Raw genomic sequence first — 16,829 nt, forward strand, 5'->3', positions numbered from 1 at the left:
TCAAACCACTACATAAGGGAACGGAGGAGTAATAAAAACATGAGCGCGACGAATCCTTCCGTCAGCTTGACAAACGAAATCTCGAGGGGACGATTCCGATCCTTCCTGAGGGTGCTGCGCAAATACTGGGTGTTTTATGTGATGATGCTGCCGGCCATTGTCGTGCTGATCTTCAACAACTACATCCCCATGCTCGGCGTGTTGATCGCGTTTAAGGACGTCAACTACACGAAGGGCATTCTGGGCAGCGACTGGTCGGGGCTGACCAACTTCCGGTATCTGTTCGCTACGGAACAGGCCTGGATCATGACCCGCAACACACTGGCGTACAACGCGGTGTTCATTGTTCTGACGCTGGTGTTCTCGGTCGCTTTTGCCGTCATGTTCAATGAAATGCGCAACCGCTTTTTGTCCAAATTCCATCAAAGCACGATGTTCCTTCCGTATTTTCTGTCCTGGGTCGTCGTCAGCTATCTGGTCTTCGGCTTCTTGAGCCCGGAGAACGGCTTCGTCAACGCCAAGATCATGCCGCTGCTGGGCCTGGAGCCGATTGAATGGTATTCGGACGCCAAGTATTGGCCCATCATTCTGGTACTCGTAAAAATCTGGAAGGAAATTGGCTATACCACCGTCATTTACATGGCCAGCATCATCGGCATCGACCACGAATACTACGAGGCGGCGCTGATCGACGGAGCCTCCAAATGGCAGCAAATCCGCAAAATCACGATTCCGCTGATCATGCCGGTCATCATCGTCATGACGCTCCTGCAGATCGGGCGGATCTTCAACGCCGATTTCGGCTTGTTCTTCCAGGTCACGCGTAACGCCGGGGCGCTGTACTCCACCACGCAGGTTATCGACACGTACGTGTACCAAACCTTCCTGTCGATGGGCAACATCGGAATGTCGGCCGCCGCCGGGATGATTCAATCCGTTGTCGGATTCCTGCTGATCTTCTTCGCGAACCTGGTGGTCCGCAAAATCAGCCGAGACGACGCACTATTCTAAAAAGGAGAGTCGAACCATGAGCGTGGAAGTCAGCCAACCATCCGGGGCGGTTCGCTCCGCCCTGAAGAAGCGTAAACGGAAAGACCCGAATCAGATCTCGGGCGTTGCCAATCTTCTGATTAACATCTTCTTCTGGATATATACCGCAGCCTGCGTTCTGCCTTTGCTTCTCGTCATTATGGTTTCGTTTACGGACGAAAAATCCATTCTGACCAGCGGGTATAACTTCATTCCGGAGAAATTCAGCACCTATGCGTACGAGTTCCTGTTCAAGGATTACAAGAGTATTCTGGAGGCGGCCGGGGTTTCCCTGTTCTGTACAGTGGTGGGTACCCTCCTCAGCCTTCTGATTATGGCCCTGTATGCGTATCCGATTTCCCGGCGGGACTTTCCGCACCGCAACTTCTTCTCGTTCTTCATGTTCTTCACGATGCTGTTTAACGGCGGTCTCGTCCCCTGGTATCTGGTCTACACCCGGATGCTTCACATGAAGGATACCCTGTGGGTGCTGATCATGCCGCTGCTTGTCTCCGCCTTCTTCGTCATGATCCTGCGGACGTTTTTCAGCAACACGATCCCGCCCGCATTGATCGAATCGGCGAAGATCGACGGCGCGAAGGAATTCCGGATTTTTCTCCAGATCATCCTGCCGCTGTCGCTGCCGGTGCTCGCGACCGTCGCCCTGTTCCAGACGCTGGCGTATTGGAACGACTGGTACCTGAGCCTGATCTTTATTTCCCAGGACGGCCAGGTTAACCTGCAATACCTGATGTACAAGACCATGCTCAACATTCAAACCATTACCTCCAACCCGCAAATCATCGCAGCGCTCGCCGGCTCCGGCGTCAACGTACAGCTGCCGACCGAAACGGTGCGGATGGCGATGGCGGTTATCGGGATCGGGCCGATCGTGTTCGCTTACCCGTTCTTCCAGAAGTACTTTGTCAAAGGCCTCACCGTCGGCGCCGTCAAGGGCTGATCCGTTCCTTCGGCTTTATCCGGTCCCGAAGCCGCACTCGGCTTCGGCCGGTATAGCATATAAGATTAATTAGGGAGGTTTTGTTTTCCATGAAAGCAGTAAAGAAAAGCGCATCTCTGCTTCTGATGCTCATGCTGATCTTCAGCCTCAGCCTCGCCGGCTGCAGCAAAGAAGAAAGCAAGGATTCGCCGTCCGCATCCCCCAGCGGCGGGGCAGCGGCAACCACGGAGGCGTCAACCGCTCCGTCGGCCGATCCGGCAAGCGAATTGAAACCGTATACAGTCAAACTGGTCTACATCGGCGCTCCTCAAAAAGACGAGAAAAAAGTGGAAGACGCCATCAACGCGCTGCTTGAGCCGAAAATCAACGCCAAGCTGGACATCGCTCCGATCGACTGGGGTCCGTGGGACAACCAAACGAACCTGATGATCGCGAGCCGTGAGAAATTCGACATCATCTTTACCGCTCAATGGCGCTACTATGCCACCAACGTTGCCAAAGGCGCTTTCCTCCCGCTGAACGATCCGGGCCTGGAGAAATACGGCAACCTGTTGGAAAAGCAAGGAAAAGGCATTCTGGAAACGCTTGATCCGAACTTCCTGACGGGTTCGCAAATCAACGGCAAGAACTATGGCGTGCCGACGAACAAAGAGCTGGCTGCCCAAGGCGGCGTAGTTTACCGGTCCGATATCGCCGAAGAGCTCGGCATCGACATGTCGAACGTCAAAACGATCCAGGATCTGGACGCTGTCCTGAAAGTCGTCAAGGAAAAGAAACCGGAAATGACGCCGCTCTACTTCAAGCAAGGCGAAACCTTCAACTCCCAATACATCGCGCAATATGATACGCTCGGCGATGCCGCCATTCCGGGCGTGCTGCTGAAGGACCAAGCGGACACGAAAGTGGTTTCCATGCTGGAGCTGGACCGTTACAAAGAAACGATCAAGCTGACCCGCGACTTTATGAAAAAAGGCTACATCAACAAAGACGCCGCCGTTGCTACGGTTTCCACGCAGGACGCCATGAAAGCGGGCAACGTGTTCATGACGCCGCAATCGCTGAAGCCCGGCAAAGACGACGAAATGGCGAACGCCATCGGCATGAGCGGCAAGCTCAAGCAAATCGCCTTTAACGAGCCGACGATCTCCACGAGCGACACGGCCGGCTCCATGCTGGCGATCTCCTCCACCTCGGAAGATCCGGAACGTGCGATGATGGTCATCGATCTGCTGCACACCGACAAGGAAATCAACAACCTGCTCGTCTTCGGTATCAAAGGCGACCACTATGAAGTTGTAAAAGACGACATCATCAAAGCAACCGCTAACTCGGCCAACTACACGACCGGCGCCGCCTGGATGCTGGGCAGCCAGTTCCTGAACCCGGTTTGGGAAACGGAAGCTCCGGACAAATGGGAACAATTCAAGCAATTCAACGCCAGCGGCAAAGCGTCTCCGGCGCTCGGCTTCACGTTCGACGCAACGAACTTCAACACGGAAGTCGCCGCTTGCAAAGCCGTCATGGACGAATTTGACGCCAGCCTGGACACCGGCTCCGTCGATCCCGACACGACGCTGACCAAATACGCCGACAAGCTGAAGAAAGCGGGCCTTGAGAAGATCCTGGCCGCCAAGCAAGAACAGCTCGACGCCTTCCTGGCCAGCAAGAAATAAGAAGCTAGTACGACAAGCAAACACCCCCGGTCCATTCGGACCGGGGGTGTTTTTGCCGGGCAGGGAGCCCGGTTACTTGCGGAAGGAAGCGTCGATGTCCTTGGCATGCTGCACGATGACGTTCCAGGATTCATCGGGGTCCAGCCTGCCGTTTTCGACCAAGCCCAAGTATTTTAGAATCTGGCTTTCCACATCGGCGTGGTAAGGACCGTAATAAGCGGGCACGACTCTCTTGGCGGCTTCCGCATAAATCCGGCCCACGGACGCGTTGCGGAAGTAAGGGTCCTGAACATCGATGTCCGGGCTCTTATAAGCTTCCGGGACGGAGGGGAACGAGCCCTGCTCGTGGTAGGCCGCCAGCTGCTGCTCCGGGGCGGTCAGCCACTGGATCAGCTCGAACGCTTCCTTGGGGTGGTTCCCCGTAGCCGGAAGCGTAAGAAACGAGCCGCCGCTGTTGGCGCTGTCTCCCGGGATTTTGGTGATGTTCCACAGCACGCTCGCTGTAGGGACGTTTTTCTTGATGCTTCCGATCATGGAAGGCGGGCACAAGGTAACCGCGAAATCGCCCGTCATCATGCCGGTCGCCCACTGCTGTGTTTTGTTTGAAATGTTGGCCGACAGTCCGAGCTTGTGCGCCTTCATGGCGTACGTCCAGGCTTTTTGGACAGACGGGTTGGTGTCGATGATCAGCTTTCCGGTTTCGGGGTCGTAATACTGGACCGGCGCCTGGCCGAGAATGACCGGATACAGGTTTTCCAGGTCGTTGATAAACGCTTTGCCGGTTTTCTCGCGCACCTGCTTGCCCACATCCAGAAATTTGTCCCAGGTGTCCGTCAGCTTGGCGACCTCTTCGGGGTCTGTGGGAAGTCCCGCTTTGGTGAACAGCTCCGTCCGGTACACCATGGCGTAGGGTGTAATGTCGGCCGGAAGGCCGTAGATAAACTGGTGATCCGTGTCAAGCGCCTGCTCCCACTTCCAGTCGAGAAAACGGCCGGCCAGCGCTTCGCCGCCCAAATCCTTGAGGTTGTGAAAATAAGACGGAAACTGCTTGAACCGTTCCAGGTAGCTGATTTCCACCAGGGCGACATCCGGCGTATCGTTTCCCGCGGCCAATGCGGTCTGGAATTTGGTCGGAAGCTGGGAAAACTCCGAGGTCTGGATATGAATGGCGAGCTCGGGATGCTCCTTCTGGTAGCGCTCGATTAGGCGCTCCAGCCCGGAGCCGGGAAACAGCCAGACGTTCAGCTCGATCGGCGGCTCGGCATCGATGATCTCCGCCTGACCGGACATCGTGCCGCAGCCGGTGCCCGAGGCGAGAAGGGTCAGCGCAATCAGGAGCGGCAGCGCCTTTCGTTTGACGGCCAAGGAAGCCAACTCCCTTCGGCTAGTTTTGTTTTTGGTAATCCTGCGGCGTCATGCCCGTGTATTTTTTGAAGATGAGACTGAAGTAGGCCGGGTCCTTGAAGCCGACCCGCTCGCTCACCTCGTATACCTTCAGGGTAACATCATGCAGAAGCTCCATGGCCTGCTTCACCCGAAGCTTGGTCAGGAAGGTCGAGAACGATTCTCCGATGTCCTCCTTGAATATCCGCCCCAAATAGGTAGAGTTCATGTATAGCTCGTCGGCGATCATCTTGAGCGACAGGTTTTCGTCCAGCCGCTTCTCCATCGCTTCCACCATCAGCGCGATGATTCTCCGCTTGGCCTTGACCTGAAGCTGCTCGGCCAGCTGCGGCGAGGCGGGAAACAGCTCGTTTTCCCGGAAGTGCACCATCGGCTGGTTGCACCGCTTCTTGGCCGTTCGCAGGGCGACGAGACTTTCCCGGAAGGCTTCCGGAAGCGCGCCCAGCTCGCTGCGGGCGAGCGAAACTCCGGCGCAGAACGGGCATTTCAGGAGGCCGCCCAGCTTGTCCAGAAATTCGGCTTTGCCGGCTTCGCTTTCCTTCAGCGCCGCGGGATCGGGATCGAAAAGCAGAAGGATCGCTTCCTGCTCCTCCTGGATGCCCACCGGGTGCCCGTAAGGGGCAAACCATTCCTCCAGAATGTTCAGCACGGCGGAATAAAAGCTTTGCTCGGTCCAGCCCGGCGGCAGCGCGTCTCCTTTGAGCGCGACGGTCAGCACCATATAAGAAGAAAAAGAAGGGACCAGCGCTTGATCGAAATAGGGCAGAGGGATGCCGTACAGCAAATCATAGAGCCGTTTCTCCAGCAGGTTTTTCTCCCGGAGGTGGGAGAGGCGTTCCTGCTGCTTTTTTTGCTCCAGCCGTTTGCTTGTTTTGGCCGCAATCTCGAGCAGGCTGTCGACCGGCGTCGGCTTGACCAGGTATTCCCGCACGCCGTGGCGGATGGCCTGGCGGGCGTAGCTGAAATCCTGATGCCCCGTCAGGAGCACGGTTTCCGTCTCGGGGTAATTTTCCTGAACGTGGCGGGCCAGTTCAAGCCCGTCCATGCCGGGCATGCGGATATCGGAAATCACCAGGTCCACCCGGGTCTCTTTCAGGATCTGCAAGGCTTCGAGTCCGTTCTCGGCCGAGCCCACCACATTCCAGTCGGCGTCCGCTCCGTCCAGCATATCGGACAGGGAGCGGCGCACAAAGCTTTCGTCATCCACAATCAGGATGTTCATACGCGGACCTCCAGCGGTATTAATCGTAAAGCAGGGGAAGCGTCACTTCGATCAGCAGGCCGCCCAGCTCGCTTGTGCGCAGGGTAAGGCCGTAGTTTTGCCCGTACACGAGGCCGATGCGGGTGTTCAGGTTGGACAAGCCGAGCCCGGTGTGGAGCAGGTTGTCCGTGGTGACCTCCGCCTCCGCCACGGCCCTTCGCATCGCTTCCTCCGTCATTCCTTTGCCGTTGTCCTCCACAGTCAGCACGAGGGACGACCGGCCTTCGGCGCGAACCCGGATGCGGATCAGCCACACGTCCCGAACCACCGGCTCGAGGCCGTGGGTAATGGCATTTTCGACAAGCGGCTGCAGCGTGAGCTTCATGATCTTGCAGGCCCGTACATCAGGGTCCAGCTGAATGTCCACCTGAAGCTTGTCCTCGTAGCGCAGCTTCTGGAGGTAAACAAACCGTTCCAGCTGCCGGATGTCCTCTTCGAGGGTAACAAACTCCGAGCCGCGGTCGATGCTGTACCGCAAAAGATCGCTTAACGTCAGCACCATTTGCGACTCTTCCTTCAACCGTTTGTTGGCGAGCGACCAGTAGATGGTGTTCAGCGTGTTATACAGAAAATGAGGCCGGAACTGCGCCTTCAGCGCCACGATTTGCGCCTGCTTCTCGCTGATCTGCTTGCTGGACAAATCCGCGATGGTCCGGTCCAGATTATGCAGCATGGAATTGTAGCTGGAATACAGGATCGCCATTTCCTTGTTCATGGTCGTCTTGACAAAGGGCAGCGTAGTGCCCCGCTCGACGTTGCTCAGCTTGGTCGCCAGGTTCCGGATCGGCTTCGACAGCGTCCAGGAGAAGAAAAAGGTGATCAGAAACGCGGCGGCCATCCCCAGGATGCCGATCAGCAGGATGTTGCGGCGAATAGCGTTCAAGTCCTTTACAGCTTCCTTGGCGTCGATATAGGCGAAAATCTTCCATTGGCTGTAGTTGGAGTACGCGTAGGAGACGTACATGGCGGAATCGCCCAGCTTCAGCGGACTGACCTCCGCGCGCGAAGACGAAAATTTCTCCAGCAGGCGGGTGTCCATGTAATTGCCGATTTCGTTCGGATCGGTCGAGTACACAATGGTATTGAACTGGTCGCAGATGACGATTTTTTCATTGGGATTCAAATGAAACTGGCTGACGGCATTCTCCAACACCTCGATCGGCAGTACCAGAAAAAGGGTCCCGATCCGATCTAAGCGGTTCCAGTCATTGATTTGCCGGGCGCCCATTACGACGGGAACGTTGCCGTTCTGCCAGCCGTCGGTTGAAAACCATACGATTCGGCCCGCCTTTTCCATAATGGCCGGATACCAGTAGGCCGTGCGGATCTCCTTCTCGCTGGTCCAGTTGACCCGCACCGAGCTGTTGTTCGAGAAGGTGGACGTATCGGAAAGCCCGAACAGCTGCAGGAATACGTCATAGCTGATTGACCGGGTCTGCTCGTCCAGATAACGCCCGATCTCGTCCGGGCCGGCGCTCGGCGTGCGGGATTCCGCTATATTCTTGAGCGCGTCCTGAATGGTCGGATTGAACATGACCATCGAAGACATCTTGTCATGATCCTGTAAAATGACGTCGATTTTGCCGAGGAGCTGCTTGACCGACTCCAGGATGTATTGATTGGAGCGCTGCTGCATGGCCTGGGAGGAAGACCGGTAAGCCAAAAAGATCGTGGCGGCCACAATCGTCAAAATAATAAGCGAAAAGCCGCTGATCAGCTGAATCAAAATGGATACTTTCTTGGACACGGCATCACCTGCTGCGGGGAAGACTCTTCCTATTATTGTAACAAACCCCTACCTCACCGCCTAGCAGGGAAGGAAGAAAAAACAAAATAATAGGAGAAAAATCAATTTTTTTACGATTTCCCCTGAATTCGACGTTCTTCGACAGGTGAATCGAAACTATTATCCGGACCAAAAAAAGAGAGAGGAAAATTCGACCGGAAAAGTGGTAAAAAAGAACCAAAAATCAAGGCAAAATATGGAAAACACCCGTTGACCGGGCGCTTTGGCCTATGTTTTAATGAATATACTTGATAGATAGTGAACGATAGATTCCGCCGCGCCGTTTTCGCTTTTTTTCGCTTTTCTGCAATCGGATTCCGCACCTGCACCCAGAGTCAAGTTTATCCAAGAGGATGGATCAGAAATGGCGTACACCCGCAAAAGAATCGGCGACTTGCTGGTCGAGGCCGGCGTAATTACGGAGGAGCAGCTTTCGCAAGCGCTCGCCCAGCAGCAGGAGCTCCGGATGCGCCTCGGAGACGTGCTTATTACGCAAGGCTATATCTCCCAGCAGCAATTCATCGAAGTGCTGGAGTTTCAGCTCGGCATTCCCCACATTCAACTCTACCGCCAGAAAATCGAAACCAGAGTCATCCAGCTGATCCCGCAGAAAGTTGCCGAACAGCACAGCGTTTTGCCGATCCGGGTCGACGGGAACAAGCTGGTTTTGGCGATGGCCGACCCGCTGGATTATTTTGCGATCGACGAAATCCGCATTCTGACAGGCTTGCGGGTCGAACCGGTCATTGCCTCCAAAGAGGAACTGCTTCGCGCCATTACCCGCTACTACGGCCTGCAGGGCAGCATCGAGCAAATCTCGCAGAGCATGCAGGCGCGCGAGGAAGAAGTCTTGCAAACCGCGCAGGACAACGATTCTCCCGTCGTCAAGACGGTAAACCAGATTATCCTGCAGGCGGTGCAGATGAGCGCCAGCGACATTCATTTTGATCCGCAGGAGGACGGTCTGCGCATCCGGTACCGGGTGGACGGCGTCCTCCGGACGGAACGGACGCTCCCGGCCGGCATGGTGCCGGTTATCGTCGCCCGGATCAAAATCATGGCGAACCTCAACGTGGCGGAACGCCGCGTTCCGCAGGACGGGCGCGTCGAGCTGGACATCGAGTTCCGCAAGATCGACATCCGCGTGGCGACGCTGCCCACCATCCACGGGGAGAAGATCGTCATGCGCGTGCTGGATATGAGCGGGGCGCTGACGGAAATCGAGAAGCTGGGGTTCTCCGACCGGAACCGGGAGCTGTTTCTCGGCGGGATCCGCAAGGCATATGGTGTCGTGCTGCTGACCGGTCCGACCGGAAGCGGCAAGACCACCACGCTGTACTCGGCCCTCGCCCGGCTGAACCGGGACGAGGTGAACGTCATCACCGTCGAGGACCCGGTGGAGTACCAGCTGCCCGGCATCAACCAGGTGCAGGTAAACCCGGTCGCCGGCCTCACCTTCGCCAAGGGCCTGCGCTCGATTTTGCGGCAGGACCCGAACGTCATCATGGTCGGCGAAATTCGCGACCCGGAGACAGCCGAAATCGCCGTCCGGGCCGCCATGACGGGGCATCTCGTGCTCAGCACCCTTCACACCAACAACGCTGTGAACGCGATCACCCGGCTGATCGACATGGGCGTGGAGCCTTTCCTGATCTCTTCGGCGGTAAACGCCGTGGTAGCGCAGCGGCTGGTCCGCAAAATCTGCCCGCACTGCGCCTCGGCCTACGTACCGCCGGAAGAGGAGGCGGCGCAGCTTGTCCGGTACGGAATCGATCCGGCCCGGCTGTATGTCGGAAAAGGGTGCAGCGAATGCGCCCGGACCGGCTACCAGGGGCGGATCGCGATCCACGAGGTGCTGGCGGTCGACGACGGCCTGCGGGCGATGATCCTTCAGAAACGCTCCGACAACGAGTATTTCGATTACGCCGAAACGAGGGGGATGGTGCCGCTGATCGTGGACGGCCTGCGGAAAGCGGCGGCCGGGCTGACGACGATCACCGAGGTGTTCCGCGTCGCCGGCAAGGAGGATTGACTAGAGATAAAGAGGAGCGAGACAGAGAATGGATGCCAACGCCATTTTGATCCATGCGCATGAACAGGGCGCATCGGACATTCACCTGACGGTCCGGGCGCCCGTGATGCTGCGGATTCACGGAGAGCTGCGGCCGGCGGCGGACGGAGCCCCCCTCGGACCGGAGGAGATCGAACAAATCATCCGGGACCTGATGACGGCGGAGCAGTACGGGCAGTTTTGCGTCCGGGGCGACTTCGATTTCGCCTACAGCCTCCCGGGCGTTTCCCGCTACCGGATCAACGCCTACCGGCAGCGGTCGGCGGCCGGCGTCAGCATCCGGCTTGTGCCGGCCCGTGTTCCCGCCCTGGAGGAGCTGGGGCTGCCGGCGGCGGTCCGCGCCTTTGCGGACAAGCCCCAGGGACTGGCGCTGGTCACCGGTCCGACTGGCAGCGGGAAATCGACGACGCTCGCAGCGCTCCTTGATTACATCAACCGGACGCGGAGCGAGCACATTCTCACCCTGGAGGACCCGGTGGAATTCGTGCATGAGCACCGGCGCTCGATCGTGAACCAGAGGGAAATCGGAACGGATGTGGAATCGTTCGGCGCAGGCCTCCGGGCCGCGCTCCGGCAGGACCCCGACGTCATCCTGGTCGGGGAAATGCGCGACCTGGAGACGATCGCCACGGCGATCACGGCGGCGGAAACCGGCCATCTGGTGTTCGGGACGCTGCACACGGCGGATGCCCCGCAGACGATCGACCGGATCATCGACGTGTTCCCGCCCGGGCAGCAGCAGCAGATCCGCTTCCAGCTGGCGTCCGTGCTGCTCGGAGTCGCCGCCCAGCGGCTGCTCCCCCGCGCGGACGGGCGCGGCAAAACGGCGGCGGTGGAGGTGCTCGTCAACACGCCGGCGGTGGCGAACCTGATCCGGACCGAGAAGGTGCATCAGATCCGGTCCGTGATGCAGACCGGGAAGGCGAGCGGCATGCGCACGATGGAGAACGCGCTCCGCGAGCTGGTTCAGGCCGGAGCCGTAAGAGCGGAGACGGCGCGGGAATACGGGTTTGGCATGACGGAACAGGACTGGTAAGGAGGACGCACGGCGATGCCCAAATACAGCTACAAGGCAGTCAACGCGGCGGGCAAATCGTTTTCCGGCGTACTGGAAAAAGCAACCCTGGAGCAGGCCGCAGAGGAATTGAAAGCGCGCGGGCTCTGGATCATCCGCCTGGCCGACCGTAACGACAGCCTTTTGACCCGGGACTTTGACCTGTCGGTCGGCGGAAGCAAAGTGAAGCTGGAGCACTTTACGGTGTTTTGCCGGCAGCTGGCGACCATGTACAAATCGGGCATTTCCATTGTGGATGCCGTCGGCATGCTGGCCGAGCTGGCGCCGACCAAAGCGTTCCGCGAAGTGCTGGCCGGCGTCACCGCCGAGATGCGCGACGGCGCCCAGCTTTCGTCGGCGGCAGCCGCGCACCCGAAGGTGTTCGGACCGATCTTCGTCAACATGGTCCGGGCGGGCGAAGCGGGCGGCAACCTCGACGGCATGCTGGAGCGGCTGGCGGTCTTTTACGAGAAGGAGCACAACACAAGGCGAAAGGTCCAGTCGGCGATGGTGTATCCGGCGATCATGGCCGTGCTGACGGTTGCGGCCGTTACCTTCATGATGATCTTTGTCATTCCGAAGTTTGTGGAGAGCTTTGCTTCCATGAACATCGAGCTGCCGCTTGCCACCCGGATCGTCATGAACGTGAGCGCGTTTATGCAGCGCTACTGGTACCTGGTGATCGCGGCGCTGTTCGTCCCTCGGCTGCTCGCGGCTTTGCTCAGGCGGTCGGCCGCCGGGCGGGAAGCCCTGGACGGGCTGAAGCTGCGGATGCCGGTCTTCGGCAAGCTGTGGCACAAGCAGGCGATGGCCCGCTTCAGCCGCACGTTCGCTTCGCTGTTTGCGGCGGCCATTCCGCTGATGGAGGCGCTGACGCTCGTTTCCGAGGTCGTGGCGAACGAAGCGATCGGAAAGGTGATCCGCGGGCTTCGCGAGGACATTTTGCGGGGCGAGTCCATGTCGGCGCCGCTCGCGCGCAGCAAGCTTTTTCCGCCGATGGTGGTGCGGATGATCGCCGTCGGCGAGCAGACCGGCTCGCTGGACGGCATGCTGGAAAAGGTGGCCGACTTTTACGAAGCGGATGTGGATGCGATGGCGGACCGCCTGAAATCGCTCCTGGAGCCGCTTATGATTCTGATTATCGCTGCTGTCGTCGGCGTCATCGTTCTTGCGGTCATGACCCCGACGTTTAAAATAATGCAGAACCTGAACTACTGACCCGCCGCTATCGTTCCCGGCCGCTCGGAGGCCAACCCAAAAAACCATCACAGGGGGAAGAATTATGGAACAAACCATGGGAAAACTGCGCAGCAAAAAAGGACTTACGCTGATTGAACTCATCGCGGTCATCGTCATCATCGGAATCATCGCCGCCATCGCCATTCCCGCGGTAAGCAACTCAATCGCCAACGCGAGAACAAACGCCGACCGGTCGAATCAGGTTTTGATCAAGGAAGCGGCCACCCGCTTTGCTGTGGAAACTGAACTTGCCGCAAACGCTACTCGAACACCCGCACAATTGGTGGCGGCAGGTTATTTGACCACCGCGCCGACAACGTGGAATAACGCCGCTCGTGCAGTGAACAGCGTTCGCTTTACTGTGACGAATGGCGTAGTGGCTATTGTTCTATGCTCCGATGCGGCAGGAGCAACTGCGTTATCGGCGGATAACGACTTAACCGACTAACGAAACGCTAAATCAAGCGGACTAACAATCCACGATGAATGGGGGCGGCCGACCGGCCGCCGCCATTTCACCTTGCGGAAGGGCGGGCACGAACATGGCGGTTGCGGCGTGGCTGATCCCCGCTTTCATCGGTTTTCTCTCAGCCGGGTTGCTGAACAAGCTGTCCGAACGGTTTCTGGACCAGCCGCCGCTCCAAAAAGAGCGGAGCGTGCGGATGACATCGGCTTACCTGCATCCGCGCCGCTACCTGTTTGGCGCTCTTGCGCTCGCAGCCGTGCTTCCGCTTACCTTCCGCGCCATTGGCTGGAACGCGGAGCTCGCGGCGGCCGTCCTGCTGGCTGCCGTGCTTTACGTGATCGTGCAAACCGATCTGGCGGAAATGATCATTCCAAACGAACTGGCAGTTGGGGGAGCGGCGGCCATGCTGCTGCTCCGCCTTTTCGTTCATCCGCTTCCGGTGTGGAACTACGCGGTGGCGGCTTTTATTTGCAGCGGGTTTTTGCTCCTGGTGGGTGTCGGTTTCGAGAAGCTGTTGGGGAAAGAGGCGATGGGCGGGGGAGACATCAAGCTCTATGTCTTTATCGGCCTTGCGCTCGGCCTCAAGCTGACGGTGCTCAGCCTGTTTCTGGCAAGTGTGATCGGCTTGCTGGTGATGCTGCCGGTGCAGGCTGCCCGCCCCGGGCGGAGAGGAGAGGCGCTGCCGTTCGGGCCGTTTATCGCAGCCGGCGCCTGGCTGGCGTACTGCTGGGGGGACGCTCTGACAGATGCTTACCTGAAGCTGATTTTGCTATAGCCTCGGCAGAAATACGCTGGTGGAAACCGTTTCGGTCCGGCCGTCTCCGATTTGCATCGTCAGTGTGATGGTGATTTTATCGCCTAGAAGGACGACGTCGAGGTTGTCCACTTTTTCGGAAAGGACCTGCGTCGACACGCTTCCGTCCCGCTCGCGGGTAGCGGAAAGCCGGTGCTCGGAGGAAGCGAAGGTATAGGTGGCCGAATCGCCCTCGCCGTAAACCAGCACCAGCTTGTCCGCGCCGTTTTGCGAGGCGGAAGCGCTGGCACGTCGCACCGCGTTGACCATATGGTTCAGAATGTCCCGCGATTCACGCATTGTATTCTCGCGCGCGGTGATGCGGGAAACGCCGGTATGCGTCTGGTTGAGAACATAGAACACTCCGCCGACGACAAGCCCCATGATCACAAGCACCGCCAGCGCTTCGACAACGGTTATGCCGCGCTGCCGGGGCCGCAGGTTGCGAGGAGGGGTCAGGTCCGAAACCTGAGCCTTGACGGCCGACGCACCTTCAGCCGCCGGGCATTCCGAAGCCGGACCGGGGGCAGTCGGGTCCAGTTTTTCTTTTCGTCTCATCCGCATGCTTTCGCCTCCTTTCCGGCTACCGGTATTCGATGTAAGCCTGTAAGGTATAGCTTTTGCCGGTCTGCATCCGGGTGCAGGTGACCTCGATCAGCCGGAAGTATTGATTAATGTTGTAGGATACGCCTTTGATCGTTACGTTTTCGTTCGCCGTTGCGGGCGGATTCAGGCTGCGCACCTCCACTTTGACCTTTTGGTCGGAGGCGGTGTAAAACGCCGGAAGCGCGGCCGGGGGAATCTCCCGCAAAGGGCGGATGGCAACGGTCTGCCCGAACAGCTGAACGGTATCCTCCGTTTTGAGATTGGCTTTGATCTCTTCCATGACGGTTCTTGCCAGCAGCAGATTGGCTTCCTTGTCGTTGTTTTGCTTGGAAAACCAGGAGGTTTGCTGCAATACGTAAACGGCCGCCAAAACGGCCACGGCAAGAATTGTGACGGAAGCGAGCACTTCAATCAAGGTGATGCCTCTTTTATTTTTCATAGGAAAACCCGCTTTACCGGAAATAGTCTTATGGCCCTACTATAGTGGATTCCGGCAAGCTTGGAAAGGGGGAAACGGCGTTGAAAAAGCTGCAATCGAACCGGGGCGGAACGCTGGTACTTGTGCTCGGCTTTGTCCTGGTACTTGCGCTGCTGATCACTCCGCTGGCAATGAACCTGAATATGGGCCTGCTGCAGGCATCGGCCGACGGGCATGCGGAAGCGGCTTTTTCGGAAGCGGAATCGGCCGCTGCGGTGTACAAACGGCTGTTTGACGAGGCGGCCCGCGCGCAGGAAGCGGCCGGCGGCTTCCTGGACGATGCCGATGCCGCCCAACTCGCCGCCAGTCTGAATGGGGCCCGTCTGTTTCCCGCTTTAACCGTGACGCCGCTTTACGGAGCCCCGGAGGCGGCGGCCCGGGCGGCCGGAGCCGGAGAGCTGTCGGCGATTCGCTTTACGTCGCTGAGCGGGACGGGGCCGCAAAAGCGGGGGCGTTCGCTTGACCTCGGCTTCGGCAAAACGACGACCACCACCACGGAAACGGTCACCACGACAGAGGGCGACGCCTTTTACAACAAGCACGGCGTGGTCATCAACAAGCCCAATTACAATTACCTGTACACGCAGTCCGGCGGCCAGGCGCTGAACGAGCAGTTCATCAGCAACGCGTACCCTAGAGCGAAATACACGGCCGAATTCAACGAGTATATGAATACAAAGTATATGGACGACTTCGAGGAACGGTATGCGCAGCATCCGGGTCTGCTCCCGGCGCTTCCGGTGCCGGGGCCGCCTGCGGGCGGGGGCGGGACGGTGGTTGAGTCTCTTACGATTCCGGCTTGGCCGTCGAATCCCCTTGTCTACGGACCGCAGACGGTCAAACACGACTTGACGGCAAACGGGTCGGCTCAGCCGCTGCATTTTACGGGCGATCTTCGAGTGGGCGGAGATGCGAATTTCAACAGCGAATATACTGCGGACGTCATCATTGACGGCGATTTGATCGTCAACGGAAATCTGACCTTCGGCGGCTCGGTAAGAAGTCTGGTTGTTCATGGCGACATTATCGTCGGGGGAGACCTCAAGGTGAACGGCAATTTAACGCGGCTTCAGGCGGACGGGGCGATTTCGAGCGGCGGTTTCATGAGCTTTGCCACCGTGGGCAGCATCTCGGCCGGGGCGTGGACGGCGGACGGAAAGCCGGCGGCCGGCGAACGGAGCCCGATTATCGCTGCAGGCGGCTTCAAATCAAGCACGGCGGATAGCCTTCGCGCGACAGGGAGCTTCAGCTGCCGCAGCTTTTCCGTCAACCAGATCAAGGCGTTTACGCTCGGCGGCAATTTTACGGCGGGAGGCGACGTCACTTTTGTCGACACGCTGGACAATTGGTCCATCGGAGGAGACCTTTACGCCGAAGGCCGGCTGGCGGTGAGGACGACGCAATATCTGATCGTCGGAGGCAGCATTTACACGGGGAGCGGCATCCGGTACGAGAACACGGTCGAGAAAAAGCTTGAGGTCGGCGGCTCCATTCTCTCCAAAGGGCCGGTGGAATTTACAAACTCCTTCAAACAGGACGTGATCATTCGCGGCGATCTGATCTCCCGGTCCGGCATCAGCTTTATGGACATCCACGACCTGCGGATCGGCGGAGCGATGGCGGCGGCCGGCGACATTCGCTTCAACAATTACGTCAACCGTCTGGAGACGGGCAAAGACGTTATCAGCGGAGGAAGCATCGCGGTGGCGGATAATGCGGAGCTGCGCAGCGGAATCAAGATAAACGGCATGTTCGCCGCCTTGAATGACATCTCCATCCTCAACAACATCCAGGACGGCATTACCTTCGGCGGTTTTTACGCGGGCGGGCAGACGTCGTTTGCCAACTGGTACGGTGAGAGCTGGAGCTCGGGAACGAAGTACCTCAAGATCCATCACAATCCGCCCAGCACAACCAAAACGATCGTGAAAGTGATCACGGTGACGAAGATCGGAACCAAATGGAGTTCAAGCGCCCATTACGGCACACCATGAGGCGGCAGGAGGAA

Annotated in this window: 14 protein-coding genes; 9 read left to right on the forward strand and 5 right to left on the reverse strand. The window is 58.3% G+C overall.

Annotated elements, in window-relative coordinates; all coding sequences use genetic code 11:
- The first annotated feature begins 39 nt into the window (after window positions 1-39).
- From AC6I6H_RS08690 to AC6I6H_RS08700, 3 genes are all read left to right on the forward strand, one after another.
- Entirely contained in the window at window positions 40-1,011 is a 972-nt protein-coding gene (locus tag AC6I6H_RS08690) for an ABC transporter permease (RefSeq protein ID WP_497953356.1), read from the forward strand.
- Window positions 1,012-1,027: 16 nt separating this feature from the next.
- Complete coding sequence (locus AC6I6H_RS08695; RefSeq protein ID WP_497953357.1) at window positions 1,028-1,990, forward strand: carbohydrate ABC transporter permease; 963 nt, start codon at window positions 1,028-1,030, stop codon at window positions 1,988-1,990.
- An 89-nt stretch (window positions 1,991-2,079) separates the two neighbouring features.
- The gene (locus AC6I6H_RS08700) at window positions 2,080-3,663 is read left to right on the forward strand and encodes an ABC transporter substrate-binding protein (RefSeq protein WP_497953358.1); all 1,584 of its coding nucleotides are present in this window, start codon (window positions 2,080-2,082) and stop codon (window positions 3,661-3,663) included.
- 72 nt (window positions 3,664-3,735) lie between these two features.
- On the opposite strand, the gene AC6I6H_RS08705 is transcribed toward AC6I6H_RS08700, so the two are convergent.
- From AC6I6H_RS08705 to AC6I6H_RS08715, 3 genes are read right to left on the reverse strand one after another with little or no spacing between them, the layout of a single operon-like run.
- Window positions 3,736-5,028 (reverse strand): ABC transporter substrate-binding protein, encoded by a 1,293-nt coding sequence (locus AC6I6H_RS08705; protein ID WP_497953359.1) that lies wholly within the window; start codon window positions 5,026-5,028, stop codon window positions 3,736-3,738.
- Window positions 5,029-5,047: 19 nt separating this feature from the next.
- The gene (locus AC6I6H_RS08710; RefSeq protein ID WP_497953360.1) at window positions 5,048-6,289 is read right to left on the reverse strand and encodes a response regulator; all 1,242 of its coding nucleotides are present in this window, start codon (window positions 6,287-6,289) and stop codon (window positions 5,048-5,050) included.
- 19 nt (window positions 6,290-6,308) lie between these two features.
- Entirely contained in the window at window positions 6,309-8,075 is a 1,767-nt protein-coding gene (locus AC6I6H_RS08715) for a sensor histidine kinase (protein WP_497953361.1), read from the reverse strand.
- Window positions 8,076-8,478: 403 nt separating this feature from the next.
- Between AC6I6H_RS08715 and AC6I6H_RS08720 the strand changes: the two genes are divergently transcribed.
- From AC6I6H_RS08720 to AC6I6H_RS08740, 5 genes are all read left to right on the forward strand, one after another.
- On the forward strand, window positions 8,479-10,146 hold the full coding sequence (locus AC6I6H_RS08720) for a GspE/PulE family protein (RefSeq protein WP_497953362.1): 1,668 nt from the start codon (window positions 8,479-8,481) through the stop codon (window positions 10,144-10,146).
- A gap of 28 nt (window positions 10,147-10,174) precedes the next feature.
- On the forward strand, window positions 10,175-11,221 hold the full coding sequence (locus tag AC6I6H_RS08725) for a type IV pilus twitching motility protein PilT (protein WP_497953363.1): 1,047 nt from the start codon (window positions 10,175-10,177) through the stop codon (window positions 11,219-11,221).
- Window positions 11,222-11,236: 15 nt separating this feature from the next.
- A complete protein-coding gene (locus AC6I6H_RS08730; protein ID WP_497953364.1) occupies window positions 11,237-12,457 on the forward strand; it encodes a type II secretion system F family protein in 1,221 nt (406 codons plus the stop codon).
- Window positions 12,458-12,521: 64 nt separating this feature from the next.
- Window positions 12,522-12,926, forward strand: a complete 405-nt coding sequence (locus tag AC6I6H_RS08735; protein WP_497953365.1) for a prepilin-type N-terminal cleavage/methylation domain-containing protein — start codon at window positions 12,522-12,524, stop codon at window positions 12,924-12,926.
- A 94-nt stretch (window positions 12,927-13,020) separates the two neighbouring features.
- Window positions 13,021-13,719 carry a prepilin peptidase gene (locus AC6I6H_RS08740; protein WP_497953366.1) on the forward strand — a complete coding sequence of 233 codons (699 nt, stop codon included), beginning with the start codon at window positions 13,021-13,023 and terminating at the stop codon, window positions 13,717-13,719.
- Here the strand turns inward: AC6I6H_RS08740 and AC6I6H_RS08745 are convergent.
- Complete coding sequence (locus AC6I6H_RS08745; RefSeq protein ID WP_497953367.1) at window positions 13,714-14,301, reverse strand: type II secretion system protein; 588 nt, start codon at window positions 14,299-14,301, stop codon at window positions 13,714-13,716. The two genes, AC6I6H_RS08740 and AC6I6H_RS08745, sit on opposite strands and share 6 nt — an antisense overlap.
- A 19-nt stretch (window positions 14,302-14,320) precedes the next feature.
- Window positions 14,321-14,782, reverse strand: coding sequence for a prepilin-type N-terminal cleavage/methylation domain-containing protein (locus AC6I6H_RS08750; RefSeq protein WP_497953368.1), 462 nt, complete (start codon window positions 14,780-14,782; stop codon window positions 14,321-14,323).
- A gap of 80 nt (window positions 14,783-14,862) precedes the next feature.
- Here AC6I6H_RS08750 and AC6I6H_RS08755 point away from each other — a divergent pair, with 80 nt between their 5' ends.
- Complete coding sequence (locus AC6I6H_RS08755; RefSeq protein ID WP_497953369.1) at window positions 14,863-16,815, forward strand: hypothetical protein; 1,953 nt, start codon at window positions 14,863-14,865, stop codon at window positions 16,813-16,815.
- The last annotated feature ends 14 nt before the right edge of the window (window positions 16,816-16,829 follow it).

Source organism: Gorillibacterium sp. sgz306347 (assembly GCF_059735245.1).

What these genes read in the sequence shown, in the direction of transcription:
- AC6I6H_RS08690 (WP_497953356.1), top strand. Translation starts at nt 40, where the DNA reads ATGAGCGCGACGAATCCTTCCGTCAGCTTGACAAACGAAATCTCGAGG.
- AC6I6H_RS08695 (WP_497953357.1), top strand. Translation starts at nt 1,028, where the DNA reads ATGAGCGTGGAAGTCAGCCAACCATCCGGGGCGGTTCGCTCCGCCCTG.
- AC6I6H_RS08700 (WP_497953358.1), top strand. Translation starts at nt 2,080, where the DNA reads ATGAAAGCAGTAAAGAAAAGCGCATCTCTGCTTCTGATGCTCATGCTG.
- AC6I6H_RS08710 (WP_497953360.1), bottom strand. Translation starts at nt 6,289, where the DNA reads ATGAACATCCTGATTGTGGATGACGAAAGCTTTGTGCGCCGCTCCCTG.
- AC6I6H_RS08720 (WP_497953362.1), top strand. Translation starts at nt 8,479, where the DNA reads ATGGCGTACACCCGCAAAAGAATCGGCGACTTGCTGGTCGAGGCCGGC.
- AC6I6H_RS08725 (WP_497953363.1), top strand. Translation starts at nt 10,175, where the DNA reads ATGGATGCCAACGCCATTTTGATCCATGCGCATGAACAGGGCGCATCG.
- AC6I6H_RS08730 (WP_497953364.1), top strand. Translation starts at nt 11,237, where the DNA reads ATGCCCAAATACAGCTACAAGGCAGTCAACGCGGCGGGCAAATCGTTT.
- AC6I6H_RS08735 (WP_497953365.1), top strand. Translation starts at nt 12,522, where the DNA reads ATGGAACAAACCATGGGAAAACTGCGCAGCAAAAAAGGACTTACGCTG.
- AC6I6H_RS08740 (WP_497953366.1), top strand. Translation starts at nt 13,021, where the DNA reads ATGGCGGTTGCGGCGTGGCTGATCCCCGCTTTCATCGGTTTTCTCTCA.
- AC6I6H_RS08745 (WP_497953367.1), bottom strand. Translation starts at nt 14,301, where the DNA reads ATGCGGATGAGACGAAAAGAAAAACTGGACCCGACTGCCCCCGGTCCG.
- AC6I6H_RS08750 (WP_497953368.1), bottom strand. Translation starts at nt 14,782, where the DNA reads ATGAAAAATAAAAGAGGCATCACCTTGATTGAAGTGCTCGCTTCCGTC.